Genomic DNA, 19,041 nt, shown 5'->3' on the forward strand with positions numbered 1-19,041 from the left:
TATGGCCGGCTCACGCGCGGAACACTGCCGTGTTCCGGGAGCGCGTTCGGATTTCCCCGAATGCTCTGCCGGAACAAGGTTCAACCCGCGCTACTGGCGCATCGATCGCAGCACCCGCTGTATCCATTTTCTTTTGACCCTGACGGGGAGCGATCTCCCGATGGGGGCGCACTCCGTCCATTTCTCCGGAGTGTTCCCATGTTTGGTCTGTATCCCGCTGGTCCCGACTGGGTCCGGCATTTCGATGCCACGCTGTCCGCAACCGATATCCAGCAGCTTCTCGTGAAGCATGCCGGGTTCACCGCGGCGCTTTTCCATCAACCCTACGGTGCCGCGCGCGGTGCCGTCATTGCGGTCCGCCACGGCTTCGTCGTGATGGTCCATGAACGTGACGCGTCCGAGCTCCAGCTCGTTGTCGCGCCCGACGTCGAGATGACGAATCTGCTCTGGTCGTACAGCAACGGCTATGCGAGCCAGTGGTCCGCACGCGAGCTGAAGGCGCTCACGGCATGCGACAGTTGGGAGAAGCTCCTCAACGTGGCCGGAACGCGTTTCAAGGCGGCCTGCACGGCGCTGGAACGTGCCATCGACGGCACCATCGTGCAGCCGGCACCGGAACCGGTTGGTGCCGCACCTGTGGAGGCCGTCGACCGGATCGTTTCTTCGTCGCTTCCCGACGATGACGATGTTCCGTGGCTGCCGTCCGACTACCTTCAGGACGTGCCGTTTGTGGACGGGCTGTCATGCGACCGCTGATCCTCACCCTCGAAGGCTTCCACGGCGTGCGCGACGGGATGCGGCGCGAAAGCGTCACACTCGATCTCGAAACGTTGCCGGTGGGGCTGATCGCCCTGAAGGGACCGAACGGCGCGGGCAAGTCCACGCTGATGGACAACCTGCATCCGTACCGGATCATGCCCTCGCACGCCGCGAAGCTCTCGGTCGACGCCTTCTCGTACTGGGACCACGTTCGTGGGCCGCAGGCGATGAAGATCCTCGAATGGGACCACGCCAACGTGCGCTACCGGTCGACCTTCTCATTCCGCAAGCCCGGGAAGACGAACAAGGCGGAGTACTTCCTCGCCTGGCGTGACAAGGCAGGCCTGTGGCAACCGTTCACGGCACCCGATGGCACGAAGTCCGATGGCAAGGCGGACACATACGACCGTTGCGTCGAATCGGTGTGCGGCTCGCTCGAATCGTTCTTCACGAGCGTCTTTTCCGCGCAAAACCGGCGGCCGCTCGCGTCCTACAACGCGGGCGAGATCAAGTCGCTGCTGGCGGAGCTGCTGCACATCGACCACCTGCGTGCGCTGGCGACGAAAGCCGCCGACGTTGCAAAGGTGATCGGCGCCAGGCTCGACGGCATCCAGCGTGAACTCGCGACCCTGAGCCAGAAGCGCGAAACGCTCGCGGCAACGGCGCGCGGGATTGCGGCGGACACCGAGGCGATCGCCGTCGCTCGACGCGACCGCGAGGATCTCCAGGGCAAGGCACAGACGCTCGCACAGCAACGCGCGACGCTGGCCGCGAAACAGGCTGAATCGGCAACCGCCGAAGCGCGCCTGCGAGAACTGGAGAAGCAGCGTGGCGAAGTCAACGCGTCGCTGGCGAGCATCGCGTCGCAGGCAGACGAAATCGTCCGCCGGCTGCGCGATCGACGCAGTGCGCTTGAGAAAAGCATCGCTTCTCACGAAGCGACGCTATCTCAACGTGCACAGATCGAAGGTGCGCAGGCGCAGTGCGATCAGGCCCGCATCGTCATCAGTCGGGAAGAGGCGCGCATCAAGGCGCTCCAGACCGAGATCGTCGATCTGGCGCAACAGCAGACTGCGCTGGCCGAGGCAAATGCTGACCTGAACAGGCTGGAAGGTCAGGGCCAGTCGAAAACCGCCTTGCTCAAGACACTGCAGCAGCAGGCCGCGGTGATCGACCAGGTGCCGTGTGCGGGGCATGCCATGCACACCACCTGTCCGTTGCTTGCCCAGGCGCGCGACGCATCCTCGAAGGCCGCGGAGCAGCGCGTGTCCGTCGAGCAGCTGCGTACGAGCTATCGCCAGCGCAAGCAGGTCGTCGACAGGCTTGCGCCGGTTGTTGCCGCGCTCGCGCCCAAACGCGACGCGCTTCAACAGGCGAGCGACGCGCTGACAAAGGCTCGCAACGAGTTGCAGCAGGCGACGGCCCTTGCCGCGCGCAAGCCGCTCCTCGAAGCATCCGCGAATGCGCTGACTGAAGCCCGTTCGGAGCTGGCCAGCGCGCAGGAGCAGCATCGTCAGGTCACCGAGCATCGCGACCGCGAGACGAAGCGCCTGCAGACGTCGCTGCAGGACATCGCTGCCGAAGCTTCGCGGCTCGCGGCATCCGATGTCACTGCGGCGATCGCCGGTCTTGATCGCCAGCTCGTTGCGAGTCGGGAGGCCTGTGCGGCTCTCGACGCGCGTATCGAGGCGCTGATCCGTCAGCAGGCGACGCGCGAAACACAGCGCGACGCCATGACGACGGAGCTTGCCGGATTCGACGCCACCCGTTCGCGGGCGGATCGACTGTCCGACGAGATCGCGCACTGGAAGCTGCTCGCCAAAGGCCTCGGCAACGATGGTCTGGTCGCACTGACCATTGACGACGCTGGCCCGGCGCTCACGCAGACGGTCAATGACCTGCTGATGGCGTGCTACGGCCCGCGATTCACCGTCGAGATCCGCACGCAACGTGCGCTTGCCAGCGGCGATATGCGCGAAGGCTTCGAGATCCTTGTCCACGACGCCGACCACGACAGCACCAAGCCGGTATCGGTGATGTCGGGCGGGCAGAAGGTCTGGATCAACGAATGTCTCACGCGCGGCATCGCCCTTTATCTCGCGCGCAATGCGGGGGAGCCGTACGAGTCGCTGTTCAGCGACGAGTCGGACGGGCCGCTTGACCCTGCACGCAAGGTGCAGTTCATGAAGATGAAGCGCGAGGTTCTCCGTCAGGGGGGCTACGCGCGCGAATTCTTCATTTCGCAGACACCGGACCTCGTCCTCGAGGCGGACGCCGTCATCGACGTCGAGGCGATGGCTGCGTGATCAGTTTTTTAACCCTTGTGGGGAGCGACTCCCCGCAAGGGGCGCTCCTCGTCTTCACACCCGAGGAGCAACCATGTTCAAGAAGCATCTTTCCGCTGTGTGCAACACCACGATCGCCGTGCGTGCTGCCGCTCCGCGCCGTGGCGCAGAGCACGTCTACACGCTCAACGGCTCGCGTCTGCGCGACGTCCTCGTTGATGGCCACTGGATCACCGTGACCGTCAGCGAACCCGTCGCACAGCGAGCCGCTGCGTGATCTTCCCTGGCCGCCCCACACGGGGCGGCGCGAGTCTCTTTTCCGAACTTCACCATGATGAATTTTCTGATGCTGCTCGTGGCAGCCGCTGGCACGTCTTCGCTTACGGCATGTGGCAACGCTCCGGCGATGCCTAAGGCGGACCGCACCGTGATCGTTGTGCACTCGCCCAAACGAGAGCAGGGCGATTTCCGTATCTGCGACGACGGCCGCGTGCTCGTCTTCCCGGCGGGCCATCCGAAGTCGTGCGCCTGACGCGCGCAACTGCGTAACTGGCCGGCGGCACAACCGCCCAACCGCAACGAAGGCCCTGTCTCCCTCGGGAGCAGGGCCTTCATCCTTTCCGATTCGAAACAGGAGCTGCCATGCAGCGACAGATCGTCATCGCAACAGTGACGGCATCGCTTCTCGCCGCCGCGTTCATCTGCGCGCTGTCTTCGTACACCGCGCCCACTCTTTTCTAGCGCCCCTGCGGCCCTGGGTCGCCCCTTTCAGGAAGTAATCATGACCTACTCGAGTAACGACTTTTCGGACGATATCGGCCGGTGCCTCATCGACGCCGATGTAGTCGAAGCGGCGGTGTTCTCCGACGCTGATATCGGAGCACAGGCCGACCTTGCCATTGCCGGGATTATCGGTGCGAGCCACGCCGCGCGCGCTGCGCGCTTCATCTCGGCCGTGCTCGCGTCGCCGTACGCGCGGGACGATAAAACGCTCGCTAACGCCCTGCGCCTTGCGGATGCGATCGCGGGTCAATGCAGGTTGGTGCTTCCATCGACGGGCAAAGCCTTCACTGACTTCGTGAGAGGTCTGCCCGGTGGACGGGAGTGGTCAAAACATGTCGTGTTGCAGCCGGTGTAGGATGCACGGCATGACGCACTCGCAAACCGCCTCGCGCGCTCGCCCGTGTACCGGCAGTACGCATCGCATGTCCGACCCGCAGCGCTGGCGGCCGGACTTCGCCCGGATTCGGGGAAAGTCTAACTGGCCATCGCTGACCAGATCGAGCACGCGATCTTCGCCGGAATCTTTCGTCCGGGAGACCTGCTCCCCACGCAACGCGACGTGGCAGACGATCTCGGCTTCCACGTCAACACCATTAATGCGGCGTTTCGCGAAGCGGCACGCCGCGGCCTCATCGAGAGCCGCACGCGCCGAGGTTCTGTCGTCTCGACAATGGCGCATTCAGGTTGATTTCCGCTCATCAAGAAGCCCGCGCCACCCTACGGTGGACGCGGGCTTTTTTCCGTCTGTGCTCAAATTCGGCAGAAAGCTATACAAAAACCATAACCTTTTGCGCGCACGGCCGTGCCGAAGAGCCCCACAATGTCGGAATGAGATCAGACCAAGTTCACCGCGCGCGCGCTTTCGCGGCATGGCTCGCTAACCTGGCCGCGCTGTCGGCCGGACTCGCCGTTCTGTGGAAAGGGATACTGTTCCTGCGCGGCGATGCGTCCTCCTGGCTCGTTCTGGCGCTGAACCGCCACGGCAACATGCGACTGGCTGCGTCGCTCGGCGATCCGGACTCGAGCCTGCTGGGCGTCTTTCTTCACTACGCTTATGGGATGTGCGGCTACGTGTTGGCGACGAGTTGTGTTCTGCTGGCGGGCATGGCGGGAGCACGCATCGCCCTGGTCGGCTACACCCAGTTTCGTCGGGAACTCCAACTAAAGTGGAGAGAGCGCAAGCCGTTATAGAAAGACTCAGGCCCAGACCGGTAGCCGCGCAGCTCATCGTGCGCCGTGTCCCATCGTATGCGATCGCCTCTGAATGCACGAAATTTCGGGGCGACGAAACGATTTGATCCACAAACCAGGACGAATACCAAATGAACGGCTGGATGACTCTATTAATCGACCTAATTGTTGCGCTGCCATTGACGTTCATCGATATCTATTTTGAGCGTACTGGAAACAGCGGCGGCATGCAGATCATCACGATCGTAGGATTTGTGGTCGTGGCGATTAATGCCTTGCTCATTGCTTCACTTTACTTCCGGCGTTGCGACGACTAAGTGAAACGGAAACTCATCATGTACAACGAACAGACGTTTGAAGGTGGCGTGCAGGCTCGGACGGTTGCCGGTGGCATCGTCCAGCATCCGGTAGTGGTAACGCTCGACGGCGTCGCCACGGAATTGACGCTCTCTGACGCGGTGAAGCTGCGCGATGGCCTCGTTGCATCCATCGCCGCCACGGAAGCCGCTGAAAGCGCCGTCCTTGCGCGCAACGGGCATCACTTCATAATCGGCAAGACGATGCACGGCATGTCTGCGGTGCCGTCGAAGCTGCCCGCGTAACAAGACCGGAAAATCGCGCGCGCGGCATACACGTACAATTATCTGTACACGTCCATCCAAGCATGATAGAGTTGTACCTGTATCGGTACAGGTCAATCACGAAGGAGGACATATGCGTACCATCCCGTTCACCGACGCTCGCGCCAATCTGAAGCGCGTCATCGACCAGGTTGTTGATGACGTGGACGTGACCCTCATTACCCGCCGTGACGCACCGAATGCGGTTGTCATGTCCCAAGAGCATTACGATAGCTTGATGGAAACGGTCCATCTTCTGCGTTCCCCGGCAAACGTAGCCCATCTTGAGCGCTCCATTGCGCAGGCACGCGCGGGTAAAGTAAAACCCCGCGCGCTGGTTGACGACGCCGAATGAGCGGCGCTTTGAACATCATGTGGACTGCCGAGGCTTGGGACGATTACGTCTACTGGCAGGGGCAAGACAAAAAGACGTTGAGGCGCATCAATCAACTCATCAAGGACGTGCAGCGCTCGCCCTTCGAAGGAATCGGCAAGCCCGAGCCGCTGAAGGAAAACCTGACTGGTTTTTGGTCGCGTCGTATTGATGAAACGAATCGTTTGGTCTACGAAGTAGCAAACACGCAAATCAATATCGTTTCGTGCCGCTACCACTACTGACGGTCAACAGCACGGAAAATAGGACGATGCGCTTCATCCCTACGGTCTATTCTTCATCTGGCGGCTCGTTACCTCGGACCGAAGAGCGGGCGAAAGCCGATTTCATTCGCCAGCATGTGAGGCACGGTTGGACGGAATGCGACGCGACGGCGCGTTATGAGTTGTGGGTCGCACGAGCCATCGACACGAATCCCGATCTTGACGACCACTCGTACCACGAGCTGGCCGCCAAAGCTATAACGGGCGCCCGCAACTCGTCGCGAGCGCAGGACTAGGAAAATTCGCCGCCACGCGCGGCACTGGAAAACATGGCAGGAAATATGACCCGGCGAGAGCGCGAACAGGCCATTCGGGATTTCGCGACTCTCTTCAATGTCCACTGGTATCGCGACTTCCCGGTGGCATTCGTCGTGAAAGAAGTGGGCCGCCGAGCGGAGTGGACGACGCACATTGGGATCTGTGTGCGTACATCAGCCGACCTGATGGGATACTTCACTCACTTCGAGGAGGGAAAGGTGGACGCGGTCATCAGGGACGCGTTCGGCCGCGCGATCGCGAATATCGAGTGGGAGTGGTTTCAACCCTTCCGGGCGGAGTTCAACGAACTAAAAAAGCTGCGAGAATTCTCATCGGCTGTACCCTTTTCGGTGCTCGTCACATACTCGAGGAACGACCATCACGAGGAGAACATTGCGCGCATACGAAAGGAATGGCGCGGGTCTGATCAGCCCTTGTTGCTGTTTCTTGTGCGATTTGACCTTGAGGAAGGGGCGCGAAGGTTCGGTTACCTGGAGACCTACATGGTCAGGGACGGAGTGGAGCGGTTGATCCGCTCGCAGCCAGCGCTGCCTTGGGAGGCAGATGGGAAACGCTGGATGCTGCAACCTCAACATGCGGATGAGATCAATTAAACCCCGATACCCATAAGAGCGTTGGACATACCACAGGGCGGACCTTTCATAAACAGGTAGGGAAATTCGTCGCCACGCGCGGCCTTACAAAATTCACTGCCGCGAGCGGCGCTGGAACACTATTTCAGTCGGGGAGCGAAGTTGAACGTCAACGTAAAACTGAGTGTGCTTTGCTTGATCGCGGTGGTTGCTGCCGCCAGAGCAGAAGATCAGGGAACAGTCGCAGACCGTACAACGGAGATCACTGACCCTGTAAGGATTGGCAAAATCCTGCACGCGATCCCTGCTATCCAAGGTTCGCTGGCCGATCGACTTACTGCTGCGCGCTTAATACCGACTCAACTAAACGTCACCAAGCTAACCCACGAAGACGTCGCTGACTGGACGCCTCGACTTCACTTGAAGGCTGGTGATACGGCCATCCGAATTTTTACGCGCGGATCAATAGACGGACGAGTGAAGGTTGCCGGTTGCGAGCTTTGGGATAGCCCATCAATATTGCGGCATGGTGCAACCTACTTCCCAGACGATAGGACCAGCAATTGGCTGTTGACCGGCCAGTGCATCGCGCCGTGACGCAACGGAAAATTGGCCCACGAGGTTCTGATCATGACGACCGGCAAGAAACCACTGTTCGAACTCTCAGCTCGTGAGCTAGATGAAGAGCTATCAGCGATGTTCGCGCCATTCAGGGGGAGTCATCCTATCCGCTGCGAAGTCGGCTCTGCGTTGATGGCGGCCGAGGCGGCAACTCAACGCATCTGCCTGCGAGTAGTCGGCCCCCAGGTGGATGCCAGTTCTGGTCGTGAAAGTGACGTTACGCTCGAAAGGCTGTTCACCGACTTTGAGGCGCTTAACGGTTACATGCTTCAGGGGACTCCGTCCCGAATCGATATGGTGCTGTGGGATGCGGCTGGATACATCAATGGGTGGTTTCTCGATGATCGTGGGAGAGCGGATGTTCAACGGGAATCTTGTCCGGAGGCTGTCGCTGCCCTTGCGTCGATGGTCCTGCGCGACGTGCCGGGAGCGGAACCCGCTGTCTGCCGCTGCAAACGGCCATAGCCAGGTGTTCCCGCAGGCGCGGTTGTGGTGGCGAACGGTTGGGCTACTTTTTACCGTGACGGCAAGGGGGTGTGGAGCTGTAATGCCGTCTACGCTGCGGCGAACTTCAACGTGCAACCCGCATAGAAGAATCAATACATGTCGAACGTCATTCCGCTTCGGACAGAAGACGAAGCAAGCGAACTCGAACGCCGGTTGGCCACACGCTTCGGCATCAAGACGGCGCAGCTGCACGCGGCGATCAAGCCGCTGTTCTTGCTGATGCACGACCACGATATCGGTAATGTGTCTATCAGCCGCGACGGCACCAAGGCGGTTGTTACGGTTGATGGCGAGTCTCTTTAAGCACGGCAGCCCGAGGCACAGAGTTATGGATAACGAAACCCGCGCAAAGATCGGTTCGGTGGCAGGTCAGTTCGTTCAGCAAGCAATGGAGTTGGGACTTACCTGGGATGAGGCTGTCGCCGCATTCGGTCTTGCCGCAAAGGCCGCGGCGCAAGCCGCAGAGAGTTCGGGCGGCAAAGCCAACGAAGATTGCGTCGCGATTGCTCGCCAGAGGTTGGACGACGCTTTCGCTTTAGATGTCCGTGTGATCGTGACAATAGCGGAGTCGGAGCCTGCGAGGGGCGACGTGCAAGACAATCCCTTGCTTGCGACCGCCCGCCGTCGACACGGTGGCAGGCTTCATTGAGTCGGAAAATATTCGGTTTCCGTCCATGACCGCAAGATACAGATGGCCAGATGATGTCGGCCCGCTCTGCGATAGAGTATGGGAGGCGCGGTACGCGCTGACTTACGCTCAGCGTAATAGCGAGTGCGCGTTTGGCGACACATTCTCAGACCTATGTGAAGCGTGCGATCACCTGGCGAACCAGCGAGAGAAGATGGAGCCCGATGCCTTTCTTTGGCAGGTCGCGCTAGCCGAGGTCGAGCGAACGTGGAACGCGGCTCACAGCCGAGGAGAGTCGTGGACATTGCTGCCTGAGTTCACATTGCTAAGAAAAGTGATCGACGATGGCTGGGCGGTCGTGACACCCTGAGCGTGGGCTGAGTACACAGAAGAGTTCGCCGTCACGCGCGGGACCGGAAAATACCAACCAATGTTCACGTGTGACTTGGAGTAAAGATGAAGGAAATCCAACTGCTGGAATGGCGCGTTGGCGCACTTACCACTAAAGACGATCCAGTCCTCCGCATTGAGGGCTATGCGGTCTACGAACTCGCCTCTGAGCGGGAAGCCATCGTGTTGGAGAATAACGGCGAACCTTTTGCTGTCTACAAGCACGTTGCGATCAAAAATTCGATTGCCTATGTGTTTGATCTCGACAACCAGCGGACTACGTCGAAACTCGGAGAGGTCAGAATTTACCGACGTGACTGTGACGCGGCAGGGAACCTCCAATTGGTGGCCGTTCCCGAGGCATAGGAAAATTTAGCAATGGACCCCTACATCACATTCGACGTTTTCTGGCGCGGCATGTCGGCCTGGCTAACTCTTATCGGTGCACTTGTGGGCGCACCGTGCGTCGCCTACGTGGTGGTGAAAGTAATTGCAGGCTGGTTGCGCCGCAAGCGTGCGCAGTAAGCAAAGAAAATCAACGCGGCGCGCGGCGCGTGCGCCAAATTACGCACGCATGACGACATGCCAAGGTCCGCGTTTAGATCAGAAAAATCGACCGGTCGGGCACGTCCTTGATCCAGTTTGGCGGCTTCCCACGTCCCGACCACTCAGCGCCGGTAGTGGGGTGGCGATACTTCGCAGGAAGCCTGGGCTTTTCCTTCTGAACCGGCCCGCGGATCTCTTCGATTGTGATCCGATGCTGCTTCATCTTTTCGATGATCTGCTCCATCATCGCGCTTCGCTCCTCCTTGAATGCGGCCGCGAGTTGGATTTCGAGCTGCTCCCGTTGAGCGAGGAGTTTTTTCAGGTCTGACATCGAATCGAAGTGTAGGCTGGGCGAATTCGCATTCTACCGCGCGCGAACACTCGACATTCAGGCACCGGCCCCGTTAAAGGGCGCGGTGCTCGCTGCGAATGGTCTATCGCGCGACACTGGTCACTTACCCGCAGCGGGGTGTGTCGGCGTCAAGCAAGCGCGGCCGCGACCTCGGGAGCGACGTCAGCCGCAGTCGCGTGGACCGTGTCTACCCGCACGCTCCCAGCGGTCAGGTTCTCCGGGTCGATTTCGATACGCTCGACGACGCGGCCCCGCCGTGCTTTTTCGGGGTGGATCTCGTAGCGATTGTCGCGCCTCACATACTCGTGGAAATCCGGCGTGAATTCGAATCCGAACGAACCCGTCGGATCGGTGGCCACGAGCTTAATCAAATTGAGCGGCACGCCACGCAGGTCGTGTTCGAGCACACGGTTCAGCACATGGTCGCGCGGGGCCACGGATACGACAGGGCTTGGAAAGTCGGCCGCGGCCTGACTCAGCTCGATCACCGCGAGCCACGGTTCGTGCTCGGTGAACGCGATGCGGTAGTACATCGCGCTGGGACGGCCATGCTCGCCTCGGTAGATGATGGGTTGTAATGGGCTTTGAAACGGCATGAAGGGCTCCTTAGGTCTTGTCGCCCACCGCGGGCGACAAGACCAGGTTACGGAGCCTGCTGCGAAGTCAAGCGCTCGTCCGTGGCGACTAACGTCGCGCGCAAACGGACCACAGTCCGTTGACTCGCGAGACCCATCAGGTGGCTGACTTCTTCGTTGGTCCGGCCAGCGATCAACAAACGTCGCCCGAAGGTATTGCGCAACACACGCGGACTCCTGTCGGCCCCCGCGAAGCCCTGCGCGTCCAGCGCGGCCCTCACAGCACGCCATAACGTCTCATCGGAGAGCGAACCGGCCGGACCTAGCAATGGGAACAGCAACTCGTCATCGCAAACTGCGGGCCTTCGAAGCCATGCTTCGAGTACCGCGCGTGCAAATGGCGCAACCGGGATCAAACGCTCGGCGCGCGCTCCGTGCGCGCTGACGAGGAAACGCCATCGCGTCCCCTCCGCGATCACGTGCGCGCACCGCGCGCGCCTGATCTCGGCCGATGTGACGCCGGTGGCCAGCAATACCGCCACCGCTGCCTGGTTACGGAGTCCGCGCTCATCGCCTTCGGGCCACTCCTGTAACGCGTCCTGCAGTCGAAGATCGGCGATTTCGTCCAGATAGATGGGTACAGGCTCGCCCGCCGGCCACGGGCTCAATCGCGCGTGTGCGGCGGCCGGGTTATCTGCGCGCAGTCCGACGTCGACGAGATGACGACACAGCCGGTCAACGAGCTTGGCATAGCGCAGCGCCGTGCTCGTTTCCGCGCGGCAGTGGTCGCCCAGGTCATCGAGGAAGGCCGCTAAATGGCCCTCGCCGAAATGGCGAATATCCGTCCCAACCGTCGCGAGGAAGCGCTGGAAGCGTTCGAACATCGCCATGTGCTGGACGATCGAGCGGGGGGAGAAAGGCCTGCCGGCCGCGCCCGTCGCATCGAGTTCCTGCCAGCGCCGAAAGGCCTTATCCGGCGTGTGAAGCCAGTCGTCGTCGTTCTGATTCATGGCTGAAATATACTGAATTGGAGTCCTGACCACTTTAGGGCGAATCTGCGATTCGCGCATGGGCGAGCAGCGTGAGGGCGTCGGCGCGACTATTTTCCGACTAAATCGGGGTTCTTGCGGTGTCAAAAGATGGGTCAAATTTGCTATCTTTTCAGCCTGCGATCGGCCACGGCCCCGCTCGCGTACCTCCCGCAACATCTTCGCGGCGCAGTGCCGTTCATCGGGGTGGGGTGTCGCCGAGCCAACCCGCGATTTCTTCCCGATACTCGAACGCGGGGTCGCGCAACCACGCCGCGAACCCAGCCTCCCACTCGTCCCACACAACATCGTCGAGGTAAAACTCTTCCTCGACGAAACGTCGATCGTCGTCTCTCAGATATGCAAAGACCAGTTGCCGAGCGTCTAGCCAGGCGATGACGCATTCGTCCAGTCGTGCCGCGGTACCGCGTGGCTGATCGCGCAACAACATCGCCAGATCACTGACAAATTGCTCCTGCGTCGTTTCCATGTCGACCTCCGTCCCGGCAACACGCCGGGTAGCGAAACTACGTTCGCGTTAGTTCACCGCTTTGCCGATCGAGGATTTCGATGAGCTGTGAACGAACAATAAAGATTGACACAAGACAATACAGTTCGACACAAAACAATAGAGTTTGACACAAGCTGGTTGGCTGCCGTTATCCTGCTGCCTCTCATTCAACGGGACGGGTATGCGGGCACGGCGTTTCAGGACTCAGCAGGACATCGAGCGGTATGTGGCGCAGGGCTACGGACAAGGTGTCGGTGCCGACTACAAACCGTGGCTTCGCGTGCAGGATGTCCCATCACGTGGCCGCTCGCGAAAGGTTCATGGTCTCAAGACGGGGCGCGTCCATCACGTGCTTTCCGATCTTGAGTATCGCTATCTTGTAGCGCTCGAATTTTCTGAGCGCGTCGTTGATATCCGGGAGCAGTTCCCGCTCCTTCCTGTGGCGCCTATCCAGGACGCCGCACGGCTGCGCAGCATTCGCTATCCGCTCTATGCAGGTACAACTGTGCCTTTCGTGATGACGTCCGATTTCGTCGTCACCGTGAAGGAAGGCGACGGCTCGGTTCGTGAGATCGCGCGGACGGTCAAATACGCGGACGAACTGACGCCTGGTAGCAGGCTCTCTCGCACACTCGAAAAACTCGAACTCGAAAGAGCGTTCTGGGCTCAGCGTGACGTGGACTGGAAACTCGTCACTGAAACGAGCATGAGCGCCACGAAGGCAAGCAATCTCATCTGGCTTCGTGGCGGCGCGGAAATCGCGCGGGAATTGCGGGACAACAGCCTGCAGACCAGTTTTGTCGAGGGTATCGCAGAAGCAGGGACGCACGACCGGACGCTCTCGTCGCTGCTTCGCACCGTGAGTTACCGGCTGCGCATGCCTTACCCGGACGCTGTCCGGCTGTTCAGGCATATGGTCTGGCACAAGGTACTTCTCGTTGATCTCGAAACACCGATGAAAGCGACGTTGCGCGCCCCCCTGATACAGGTCGCAGCGGACGGTCCAGGTCGATATAAGCAGGCGGCCTGACATGAGCGACACTGCGGCGTTGCTTAATACGGTCATCGAGGCCCTGTCCAGTGAACTGCCGTTCGATGGCCTAGCGCGTATTCTCTGGATCGGCGACCCTGCGACTCCGGCCACGCTGATCTCGATTTCGCCCACACCCCACAAGCCCTGGGTCGTCGTGGGCGAAGAGGTCCTCGCATGGCTTGAGCGCGGCGCTGCGCGATGCACCCAGTTCAAACTGCCTGCGTACATGCTGCGGGTAGAAGAGGAAATCTCGCTATCCGACAGGAAATCGCGTGATCGCAACTGGAAACGTATCGCCGGTCTGGTCGAGACTGGCGTCCCGGGAGAAATATTCGCCGATGGGGCGATGGGCGCGCTCGTCGCCCGGCATGCTGCAGCAACGGAAATACAGCGCAAGACCCTCTACCGCTTGCTTTACCGGTACTGGATGTTCGGCCAGATCCGCAATGCGCTGTTGCCGAACTATGGGAACGCCGGTGGCCCCGGCAAAGATCGCGTATTCGCGCCCGGCAAACGTCCCGGACGGCCTCCTGTACACGTAGCTGCGAGTGACGAGCGCTGCGGGAAAATTCTTGGTGAGGACGACAAAGGTTTCATCCGGATCGGATACTCCCTCTACAGGAACAACGAAGTCGCGTCGGTAGTAGATGCGTATCACCGGACCCTGCGACGGTTCTACGTTGAAGAGCACGTGATGCCGGGCGCGTCGACGGACGACCTGACGCTCAAGCCCCTCCACCAATTGCCGAGCCTTCGGCAGTTCGGCTACTGGGGGAAGAAGGCATTTGATGATCTGGTGGTTCACCGGTCTCGCCTGGGCGAGCGGCGCTGGCAGAAGGATCATCGCGGATTGACCGGGCGGGCCAACGACGGCGTCTACGGGCCGGGGCACCGCTTCGAGATCGACGCGACCATCGCGGACATCTATCTGGTAAGCCGCTACAACCGGAACTGGGTTATCGGCCGTCCCGTCGTCTACGTTGTGATCGACGTTTTCTCTACTATGATCGTGGGCATCTTTGTCGGACTGGAAGGGCCAAGCTGGAACGGCGCACGCCACGCACTGTTCAACGCGTTTGCAGACAAGGTGGCGTTCTGCGATACATATGGCGTTGAAATCGAGCCATCGGCGTGGCCGTCGTACCATCTTCCCCATGAATTGATGGCAGACCGCGGCGAAATGCTCGGGCAGGCGGCCGAGGGCATCGTCTCGGGGCTGGGGATCGACATTGCGATTGCGCCTCCGTTCCGGCCAGATTGGAAATCGATCGTGGAAAGCCGGTTCCGTTTGCTGAACAAGACTGCCCAGATTCACTGGATTCCAGGCGCGGTCAGGCAGCGAATCGCCGAACGCGGCGAGCGCGACTACCGCCTCGACGCGATTCTCGATCTGGAAGAATTCACCCGCATCATGATCCGCAGTGTGCTCCATTACAACCATCACAGCCGCAGACCTGAAAGGCTGACGACCGACATGATCAGCGCGGCACTGGAACCGTCACCGGTCAATCTCTGGCGATGGGGAATGGACCACGGACTTTCCACACCGAATACGCAGCCGCAGGACCTCGTCTACCTGCACCTGCTGCCCCGCGACAATGCATCGGTCCAGCGTGGTGGCATCTGCTTCAAGGGCATGTATTACTCGTGCGCCCTCGCTATGGAGCAGAACTGGTTCGCCGCGGCACGCCGGGGCGGACGCCGCAGTGTAACAGTCTGGTACGACCCGAACGACACGACCCATGTGTGGCTTCAGGACCCGCAACGCAACTTCGTGCGCTGTGACCTGCTCGCATCAGAGGAGCGGGTCGCCCGGCGCCGTCTTGAGGAGGTTCTCGATATGCTTGGCATGACCGGCAAGCCAGCAACAGAAGACGCGTATGCCACGCTCAATGATCGGGTTCGCCTGGATGCACATATCGAGGCCACCGTGGAACAGGCTTGTATCGACAAACTCGCGGCGAAACCAGCCACGCCCCTCCCGGATAGCCGCCAGGTAGGCGATATCAGGATGCATCGGGCGTTCGAAAAAGCGGCCGAGCGTCAACACGCGAGTGACAGATCGCCGGTGGGTGGCAAGAGTCCGGTAGCCAGCCCCGCGCCTGCCGTGGCTACGCAAGGCGTTGTCGATACCTATGCTGGCGAACGCGGCGCCGAAGTGCTGGACCTGCTTGGGCGACTGCGCAACAGGAGCAACCGGACATGACGACACCTGCTCGCCTCGTTACCGCCGGATATGTCGAGTCGCCCATCGCACAGTATCAGGGTAATCCGCTCATCGAAGCCTTGCCATCAATCCGCGCAGAGGCGGATGCCGCAGCGGCCTTGGCAATGTTCCCGGAAGAACCGGGAAGTGAGGTCGGACTGTCGAAGGAAATCCGGCTGCACTGCATCGACCGGGTGCTGCAACTCGTTCAACCGCTGCAGATCCACCTTGAACTCGAATCTGCGCTGTCTTCGCTGATCCGTAGCGGATACGTCGGCCGCAATCCACTTGCGCACTCGACGTGGCGGCACATGTATGCGCTTGCCCTTGGCCAGACCTCCGAAAGCGGTTTCCGGTCCACAGCATCCACACTGAGCGTCGTGGGACTGAGCGGGATCGGCAAATCCACGGCACTGGAGTCGATTCTCCGACTCTATCCGCAGGCTATCCGTCACCAGCAGTACAGAGGCCGCGAGCTTGTTCAGGTGCAGATCCCCTGGCTGAAAATCGAATGTCCGTTCGATGGTTCGCTCACAGGGTTATGCCACGCTTTCTTTCGCGCCATTGACCGGGCGATTGGAGATGAGCGCTATGCCAAACGCTACCGGTCATTACGTGGGATCGTCCCGCTTGTTCACCAGATTGAACAGATCGCGAGTACTCATTTTGTCGGCGTGCTGATCATCGACGAACTGCAGCATCTACGTGTGGCGAAGACAGGCGGCAAGGAAAACATGCTGAACTTCTTTGTGAACCTCATCAACAGCATCGGCATACCGGTTGTGTTCGTGGGCACCAATTCAATGATCGACCTCTTCTCGGATGTGATGCGCAACGCAAGGCGTGCGACGGGGCTCGGGCTGAGCGACTTCAGACAGCCAGCGAGTGACGATCCGGCATGGGCGCTCCTGGTGGATGCTGCATGGCAGTATCAGTGGATTCGCCATGCGGAGCCACTTACCGCCGAACTGCGCAACGTGCTGTACGACCTGACGCAAGGTGTGACGGACATCCTGATCAAGCTGCTCGTGCTCGCCCAGCGGCACGCGATCCATACGGGCGAAGAACGCCTGACGGTCAGGCTGTTGCGCACCATCGCCGACACACGGATGCAGCTGCTAAAGCCCGCGCTCGACGCATTGCGTAGCGGCGACACGAAGCGCATGGCAAGATTCGAGGATCTGCTCCCACCCGACAGCCAGATCGCCGCGATGATGGGCGTGATCGACAGGGACGCGCGTGCGCCGTCACAGCTGTCGACGCTTCGCGATATGCGGCGACCGGTCGCTGCGAGCTCTGCGCGATCTTCGCCGGACGTGTGCGAAGTGACACGAAGTCCAGCGACCAGCATTACGAACGCTGGAGAGTGGATTCAGTCTGAAGCGCGCGCCATTGCCGTGCATGAAGCGCCGCGTGATGCATTACAAGACGCCGGATGGCTGCTGGAAGATGCTCTTGAATTCTCGACGGCATATGCTGCCTCATGACTTCGACGCCGGCACTCCTGTTTTTTGTTCCGTCGTTGCCTGACGAGACCCTCCAGTCGCGCGTTGCCCGACATCACGTGCTGTCGGGCAACCGGATAGAGGCAGAGACATTTCTGGACCTGTTCGACAGCATCCCGTTTGCGTTGGAGCAAATCGCGTCGCCGCCGATGCTGCATCTTGCGGATCGCATGGGTGACGGTTCGCCTGCGGCGCGGCAAAAGCTTCTGGAACAGAATACCCTCTGGCCGCTGTTCGAGCCATTTCTGGCCGATGGGCCACAGCCCATTACCACAGACATTGGCACCTTGGTGAGTCGCCTACCTCGCCGCGTGGTCGGGCATCACGGGGAGGCGCGGTTGTGTCCGGCCTGCGTGAGAGAAGATGTCAATGCGTATGGCATGGGTTACTGGCACCGTGCCCACCATGTGCCAGGCGTCGGCGTGTGCTGGCGACACGGCGGGTGCCTGCTGTCGAGTTGCCCTCAATGTCGTCGCCCGTTCCAGTTTCGCGCACGCCTGCTGCGTCAACCGTGGCACGCTTGCCACTGTGGCTGGGACGTGGCAGGCGCGGAAGACACGAGTGCGTCGGACGTGCGGGGCATGCTTGATTACGCGCGTTTCGCCCACGATCTGCTTAACTACCCATTGGGTCAGGTAGGTCGCCTTCGCCTGCGTGTGGTGTATCAGAACCGTATGCGTGAATTGGGTTTTGGATGGGGATCGCAGATACAGGCGAAAGCGTTCCAGGAACACCTGATCGGAGAATTGGGTGACGCGTTTCTTTCCGCGGTAGATCCGGCATTTGCCTCAAAGAGGATGAGCTTCTGGATACGCCTGACAGGTGGCAATAACTCCACCTGGGATATGCCGATTACCCGGCACCTGCTGCTGGCGAAGTATCTTTTTGATACGCGAGACAGGTTTGCACTGGCCCTGCAACGTGTGTCCGATGAGGATGCAGTTCGCGGCACGAGGGCCGCTGAGTCCCAATCTGGGCGTTCCGTGGTGTCGCCTCCATCCACACCACGCGCGGCGCACCGGGGCCGCATACGCGAAGAGCTATCAAGAAATCCGAAAACGACGCTCGAAGACCTGTGGCGCCGAGCGAATCGCATCACGTCGTGGCTCTACGAGCATGACCGGAAATGGCTTGTTGAAACGCTCTCAGCGCCGGCAACGGACGGCGCGCGCCGAAGTTCGTCTGCGGAAACTGCGTCACCGGACGACGAGCGTTTTGCAGCGCACGTTGACACAGCCGCCACCGAGTTACTCACCCGGTCCGGCAAACCACAACAGGTAACGAAGGAGCGCCTGCTCGCAGCGCTCCCTGTGTCTGTCGCGGACACCCCCCGGCACCGCGAACGTTATCCACGCACACTCAAGCGGGTTACCGACAACCGGGAGTCGACGTGGCACTTCAGGGCAAGGCGGCTGTGGTGGGCATATGCGGTGCTGAGCGCACGGGGAGACGCACCACCGATGTTCGAAGCTGTCGTTCTGTCCGGTGTGGGGCTGTACGCCGCTCAGGCAATCATCGAATACTGCGGATGGGAAAATTTGTTACCACTGGCTGCAAATATCGATGTGCTGGAAAAACTGTCCGGAGCGGGAATTTCGATCAAATGGGAGGGGCCCCCTGCGTGGCGAGGTCAGGCAATCGGTGGGCGTGCGTATCAGCGCCGGAAATGAGTCAGATCTTCAAGCTCGACAGTCGGGCTATTCGCCATGCTACGCCGGTCCCGAAGCGGGGAACGGCACGTTCCGATGCCAAATGAATATGCGCCGACAAAAATATGTATATCGCATCGATGCGTTGGCTGGCGACGGGCACTCGCCGGCCATGAGCGGTCGTTCGACGAGAGCGCCAAAATTGCCAACAACCATCATGAATGCGCCAGTCCAGGTTACTGCGGAGCTGTATCGCGTTGAAGCTGGACAGGCGTACAGTTAACTGGCAGGATGAAGCCGTTGCGGACAAATCCGCACTCATTCGTCGTGAAATTCAACTCAAT

26 protein-coding genes are annotated in these 19,041 nt (G+C 60.4%); 22 read left to right on the top strand and 4 right to left on the bottom strand.

Annotated features, from left to right (window positions below; genetic code table 11):
- Window positions 1-198: 198 nt before the first annotated feature.
- From G5S35_RS37425 to G5S35_RS37510, 18 genes are all read left to right on the top strand, one after another.
- The gene (locus G5S35_RS37425; RefSeq protein ID WP_183040821.1) at window positions 199-756 is read left to right on the top strand and encodes a hypothetical protein; all 558 of its coding nucleotides are present in this window, start codon (window positions 199-201) and stop codon (window positions 754-756) included.
- Entirely contained in the window at window positions 744-3,065 is a 2,322-nt protein-coding gene (locus G5S35_RS37430; protein WP_110329935.1) for an SMC family protein, read from the top strand. Before G5S35_RS37425 ends, G5S35_RS37430 begins: the two co-directional genes overlap by 13 nt.
- 73 nt (window positions 3,066-3,138) lie before the next feature.
- Complete coding sequence (locus G5S35_RS37435; RefSeq protein ID WP_110329936.1) at window positions 3,139-3,321, top strand: hypothetical protein; 183 nt, start codon at window positions 3,139-3,141, stop codon at window positions 3,319-3,321.
- Window positions 3,322-3,375: 54 nt separating this feature from the next.
- A complete protein-coding gene (locus G5S35_RS37440; RefSeq protein WP_110329937.1) occupies window positions 3,376-3,576 on the top strand; it encodes a hypothetical protein in 201 nt (66 codons plus the stop codon).
- A 249-nt stretch (window positions 3,577-3,825) separates the two neighbouring features.
- Window positions 3,826-4,182 (top strand): hypothetical protein, encoded by a 357-nt coding sequence (locus G5S35_RS37445; RefSeq protein ID WP_110329938.1) that lies wholly within the window; start codon window positions 3,826-3,828, stop codon window positions 4,180-4,182.
- Window positions 4,183-4,365: 183 nt separating this feature from the next.
- Entirely contained in the window at window positions 4,366-4,515 is a 150-nt protein-coding gene (locus G5S35_RS39855; RefSeq protein WP_237182059.1) for a GntR family transcriptional regulator, read from the top strand.
- A gap of 140 nt (window positions 4,516-4,655) precedes the next feature.
- Window positions 4,656-5,018 carry a hypothetical protein gene (locus tag G5S35_RS37455; protein WP_183040822.1) on the top strand — a complete coding sequence of 121 codons (363 nt, stop codon included), beginning with the start codon at window positions 4,656-4,658 and terminating at the stop codon, window positions 5,016-5,018.
- A 131-nt stretch (window positions 5,019-5,149) separates the two neighbouring features.
- Window positions 5,150-5,335: a hypothetical protein gene (locus G5S35_RS37460; RefSeq protein WP_074987079.1), complete on the top strand. Its 186-nt coding sequence runs from the start codon at window positions 5,150-5,152 to the stop codon at window positions 5,333-5,335.
- Window positions 5,336-5,353: 18 nt separating this feature from the next.
- The gene (locus G5S35_RS37465) at window positions 5,354-5,620 is read left to right on the top strand and encodes a hypothetical protein (protein WP_074987080.1); all 267 of its coding nucleotides are present in this window, start codon (window positions 5,354-5,356) and stop codon (window positions 5,618-5,620) included.
- Window positions 5,621-5,732: 112 nt separating this feature from the next.
- Window positions 5,733-5,993, top strand: a complete 261-nt coding sequence (locus G5S35_RS37470) for a type II toxin-antitoxin system Phd/YefM family antitoxin (protein WP_074987081.1) — start codon at window positions 5,733-5,735, stop codon at window positions 5,991-5,993.
- Window positions 5,990-6,256, top strand: coding sequence for a Txe/YoeB family addiction module toxin (locus G5S35_RS37475; protein WP_074987082.1), 267 nt, complete (start codon window positions 5,990-5,992; stop codon window positions 6,254-6,256). The genes G5S35_RS37470 and G5S35_RS37475 overlap by 4 nt, the downstream gene beginning before the upstream one ends.
- Window positions 6,257-6,564: 308 nt before the next feature.
- Entirely contained in the window at window positions 6,565-7,167 is a 603-nt protein-coding gene (locus G5S35_RS37480; protein WP_110329939.1) for a hypothetical protein, read from the top strand.
- 141 nt (window positions 7,168-7,308) lie between these two features.
- On the top strand, window positions 7,309-7,743 hold the full coding sequence (locus G5S35_RS37485; RefSeq protein ID WP_124263228.1) for a hypothetical protein: 435 nt from the start codon (window positions 7,309-7,311) through the stop codon (window positions 7,741-7,743).
- 33 nt (window positions 7,744-7,776) lie between these two features.
- Window positions 7,777-8,232 carry a hypothetical protein gene (locus G5S35_RS37490; RefSeq protein WP_161495523.1) on the top strand — a complete coding sequence of 152 codons (456 nt, stop codon included), beginning with the start codon at window positions 7,777-7,779 and terminating at the stop codon, window positions 8,230-8,232.
- A gap of 138 nt (window positions 8,233-8,370) precedes the next feature.
- Window positions 8,371-8,577 (top strand): hypothetical protein, encoded by a 207-nt coding sequence (locus G5S35_RS37495; RefSeq protein WP_074987085.1) that lies wholly within the window; start codon window positions 8,371-8,373, stop codon window positions 8,575-8,577.
- A gap of 25 nt (window positions 8,578-8,602) precedes the next feature.
- Window positions 8,603-8,923, top strand: a complete 321-nt coding sequence (locus G5S35_RS37500) for a hypothetical protein (protein ID WP_183040823.1) — start codon at window positions 8,603-8,605, stop codon at window positions 8,921-8,923.
- Between the two features lie 435 nt (window positions 8,924-9,358).
- On the top strand, window positions 9,359-9,658 hold the full coding sequence (locus tag G5S35_RS37505) for a hypothetical protein (RefSeq protein ID WP_074987088.1): 300 nt from the start codon (window positions 9,359-9,361) through the stop codon (window positions 9,656-9,658).
- Between the two features lie 12 nt (window positions 9,659-9,670).
- Entirely contained in the window at window positions 9,671-9,817 is a 147-nt protein-coding gene (locus G5S35_RS37510) for a hypothetical protein (RefSeq protein WP_161495522.1), read from the top strand.
- A gap of 73 nt (window positions 9,818-9,890) precedes the next feature.
- Here G5S35_RS37510 and G5S35_RS37515 read toward each other — a convergent pair whose 3' ends face one another.
- The 4 genes from G5S35_RS37515 to G5S35_RS37530 all read right to left on the bottom strand — a co-directional run bounded on the left by G5S35_RS37515 (window position 9,891) and on the right by G5S35_RS37530 (window position 12,283).
- Complete coding sequence (locus G5S35_RS37515) at window positions 9,891-10,169, bottom strand: H-NS histone family protein (RefSeq protein ID WP_074987089.1); 279 nt, start codon at window positions 10,167-10,169, stop codon at window positions 9,891-9,893.
- 149 nt (window positions 10,170-10,318) lie between these two features.
- On the bottom strand, window positions 10,319-10,786 hold the full coding sequence (locus G5S35_RS37520; RefSeq protein ID WP_183040824.1) for a hypothetical protein: 468 nt from the start codon (window positions 10,784-10,786) through the stop codon (window positions 10,319-10,321).
- 47 nt (window positions 10,787-10,833) lie between these two features.
- Window positions 10,834-11,775 (bottom strand): tyrosine-type recombinase/integrase, encoded by a 942-nt coding sequence (locus G5S35_RS37525; RefSeq protein WP_183040825.1) that lies wholly within the window; start codon window positions 11,773-11,775, stop codon window positions 10,834-10,836.
- Window positions 11,776-11,992: 217 nt separating this feature from the next.
- A complete protein-coding gene (locus G5S35_RS37530) occupies window positions 11,993-12,283 on the bottom strand; it encodes a hypothetical protein (protein ID WP_074987091.1) in 291 nt (96 codons plus the stop codon).
- A gap of 247 nt (window positions 12,284-12,530) precedes the next feature.
- On the opposite strand from G5S35_RS37530, the gene G5S35_RS37535 reads away from it, so the two are divergent.
- The 4 genes from G5S35_RS37535 to G5S35_RS37550 are packed head-to-tail and all read left to right on the top strand — an operon-like array spanning window position 12,531 to window position 18,718.
- Window positions 12,531-13,334, top strand: coding sequence for a TnsA endonuclease N-terminal domain-containing protein (locus G5S35_RS37535; protein ID WP_237182039.1), 804 nt, complete (start codon window positions 12,531-12,533; stop codon window positions 13,332-13,334).
- 1 nt (window position 13,335) lies between these two features.
- A complete protein-coding gene (locus G5S35_RS37540; RefSeq protein ID WP_183040826.1) occupies window positions 13,336-15,543 on the top strand; it encodes a Mu transposase C-terminal domain-containing protein in 2,208 nt (735 codons plus the stop codon).
- Window positions 15,540-17,030, top strand: a complete 1,491-nt coding sequence (locus tag G5S35_RS37545; protein WP_074987094.1) for an ATP-binding protein — start codon at window positions 15,540-15,542, stop codon at window positions 17,028-17,030. The genes G5S35_RS37540 and G5S35_RS37545 overlap by 4 nt, the downstream gene beginning before the upstream one ends.
- Window positions 17,027-18,718: a TnsD family Tn7-like transposition protein gene (locus tag G5S35_RS37550; protein ID WP_183040827.1), complete on the top strand. Its 1,692-nt coding sequence runs from the start codon at window positions 17,027-17,029 to the stop codon at window positions 18,716-18,718. Before G5S35_RS37545 ends, G5S35_RS37550 begins: the two co-directional genes overlap by 4 nt.
- Window positions 18,719-19,041 lie beyond the last annotated feature (323 nt).

The sequence above is a fragment of the Paraburkholderia tropica genome (genome assembly GCF_014171495.1).
Taxonomy (GTDB): Bacteria; Pseudomonadota; Gammaproteobacteria; order Burkholderiales; family Burkholderiaceae; genus Paraburkholderia; species Paraburkholderia tropica.

What these genes read in the sequence shown, in the direction of transcription:
- G5S35_RS37425 (WP_183040821.1), top strand. Translation starts at nt 199, where the DNA reads ATGTTTGGTCTGTATCCCGCTGGTCCCGACTGGGTCCGGCATTTCGAT.
- G5S35_RS37430 (WP_110329935.1), top strand. Translation starts at nt 744, where the DNA reads ATGCGACCGCTGATCCTCACCCTCGAAGGCTTCCACGGCGTGCGCGAC.
- G5S35_RS37435 (WP_110329936.1), top strand. Translation starts at nt 3,139, where the DNA reads ATGTTCAAGAAGCATCTTTCCGCTGTGTGCAACACCACGATCGCCGTG.
- G5S35_RS37440 (WP_110329937.1), top strand. Translation starts at nt 3,376, where the DNA reads ATGATGAATTTTCTGATGCTGCTCGTGGCAGCCGCTGGCACGTCTTCG.
- G5S35_RS37445 (WP_110329938.1), top strand. Translation starts at nt 3,826, where the DNA reads ATGACCTACTCGAGTAACGACTTTTCGGACGATATCGGCCGGTGCCTC.
- G5S35_RS37455 (WP_183040822.1), top strand. Translation starts at nt 4,656, where the DNA reads ATGAGATCAGACCAAGTTCACCGCGCGCGCGCTTTCGCGGCATGGCTC.
- G5S35_RS37460 (WP_074987079.1), top strand. Translation starts at nt 5,150, where the DNA reads ATGAACGGCTGGATGACTCTATTAATCGACCTAATTGTTGCGCTGCCA.
- G5S35_RS37465 (WP_074987080.1), top strand. Translation starts at nt 5,354, where the DNA reads ATGTACAACGAACAGACGTTTGAAGGTGGCGTGCAGGCTCGGACGGTT.
- G5S35_RS37470 (WP_074987081.1), top strand. Translation starts at nt 5,733, where the DNA reads ATGCGTACCATCCCGTTCACCGACGCTCGCGCCAATCTGAAGCGCGTC.
- G5S35_RS37475 (WP_074987082.1), top strand. Translation starts at nt 5,990, where the DNA reads ATGAGCGGCGCTTTGAACATCATGTGGACTGCCGAGGCTTGGGACGAT.
- G5S35_RS37480 (WP_110329939.1), top strand. Translation starts at nt 6,565, where the DNA reads ATGGCAGGAAATATGACCCGGCGAGAGCGCGAACAGGCCATTCGGGAT.
- G5S35_RS37490 (WP_161495523.1), top strand. Translation starts at nt 7,777, where the DNA reads ATGACGACCGGCAAGAAACCACTGTTCGAACTCTCAGCTCGTGAGCTA.
- G5S35_RS37495 (WP_074987085.1), top strand. Translation starts at nt 8,371, where the DNA reads ATGTCGAACGTCATTCCGCTTCGGACAGAAGACGAAGCAAGCGAACTC.
- G5S35_RS37500 (WP_183040823.1), top strand. Translation starts at nt 8,603, where the DNA reads ATGGATAACGAAACCCGCGCAAAGATCGGTTCGGTGGCAGGTCAGTTC.
- G5S35_RS37505 (WP_074987088.1), top strand. Translation starts at nt 9,359, where the DNA reads ATGAAGGAAATCCAACTGCTGGAATGGCGCGTTGGCGCACTTACCACT.
- G5S35_RS37510 (WP_161495522.1), top strand. Translation starts at nt 9,671, where the DNA reads ATGGACCCCTACATCACATTCGACGTTTTCTGGCGCGGCATGTCGGCC.
- G5S35_RS37515 (WP_074987089.1), bottom strand. Translation starts at nt 10,169, where the DNA reads ATGTCAGACCTGAAAAAACTCCTCGCTCAACGGGAGCAGCTCGAAATC.
- G5S35_RS37520 (WP_183040824.1), bottom strand. Translation starts at nt 10,786, where the DNA reads ATGCCGTTTCAAAGCCCATTACAACCCATCATCTACCGAGGCGAGCAT.
- G5S35_RS37525 (WP_183040825.1), bottom strand. Translation starts at nt 11,775, where the DNA reads ATGAATCAGAACGACGACGACTGGCTTCACACGCCGGATAAGGCCTTT.
- G5S35_RS37530 (WP_074987091.1), bottom strand. Translation starts at nt 12,283, where the DNA reads ATGGAAACGACGCAGGAGCAATTTGTCAGTGATCTGGCGATGTTGTTG.
- G5S35_RS37540 (WP_183040826.1), top strand. Translation starts at nt 13,336, where the DNA reads ATGAGCGACACTGCGGCGTTGCTTAATACGGTCATCGAGGCCCTGTCC.
- G5S35_RS37545 (WP_074987094.1), top strand. Translation starts at nt 15,540, where the DNA reads ATGACGACACCTGCTCGCCTCGTTACCGCCGGATATGTCGAGTCGCCC.
- G5S35_RS37550 (WP_183040827.1), top strand. Translation starts at nt 17,027, where the DNA reads ATGACTTCGACGCCGGCACTCCTGTTTTTTGTTCCGTCGTTGCCTGAC.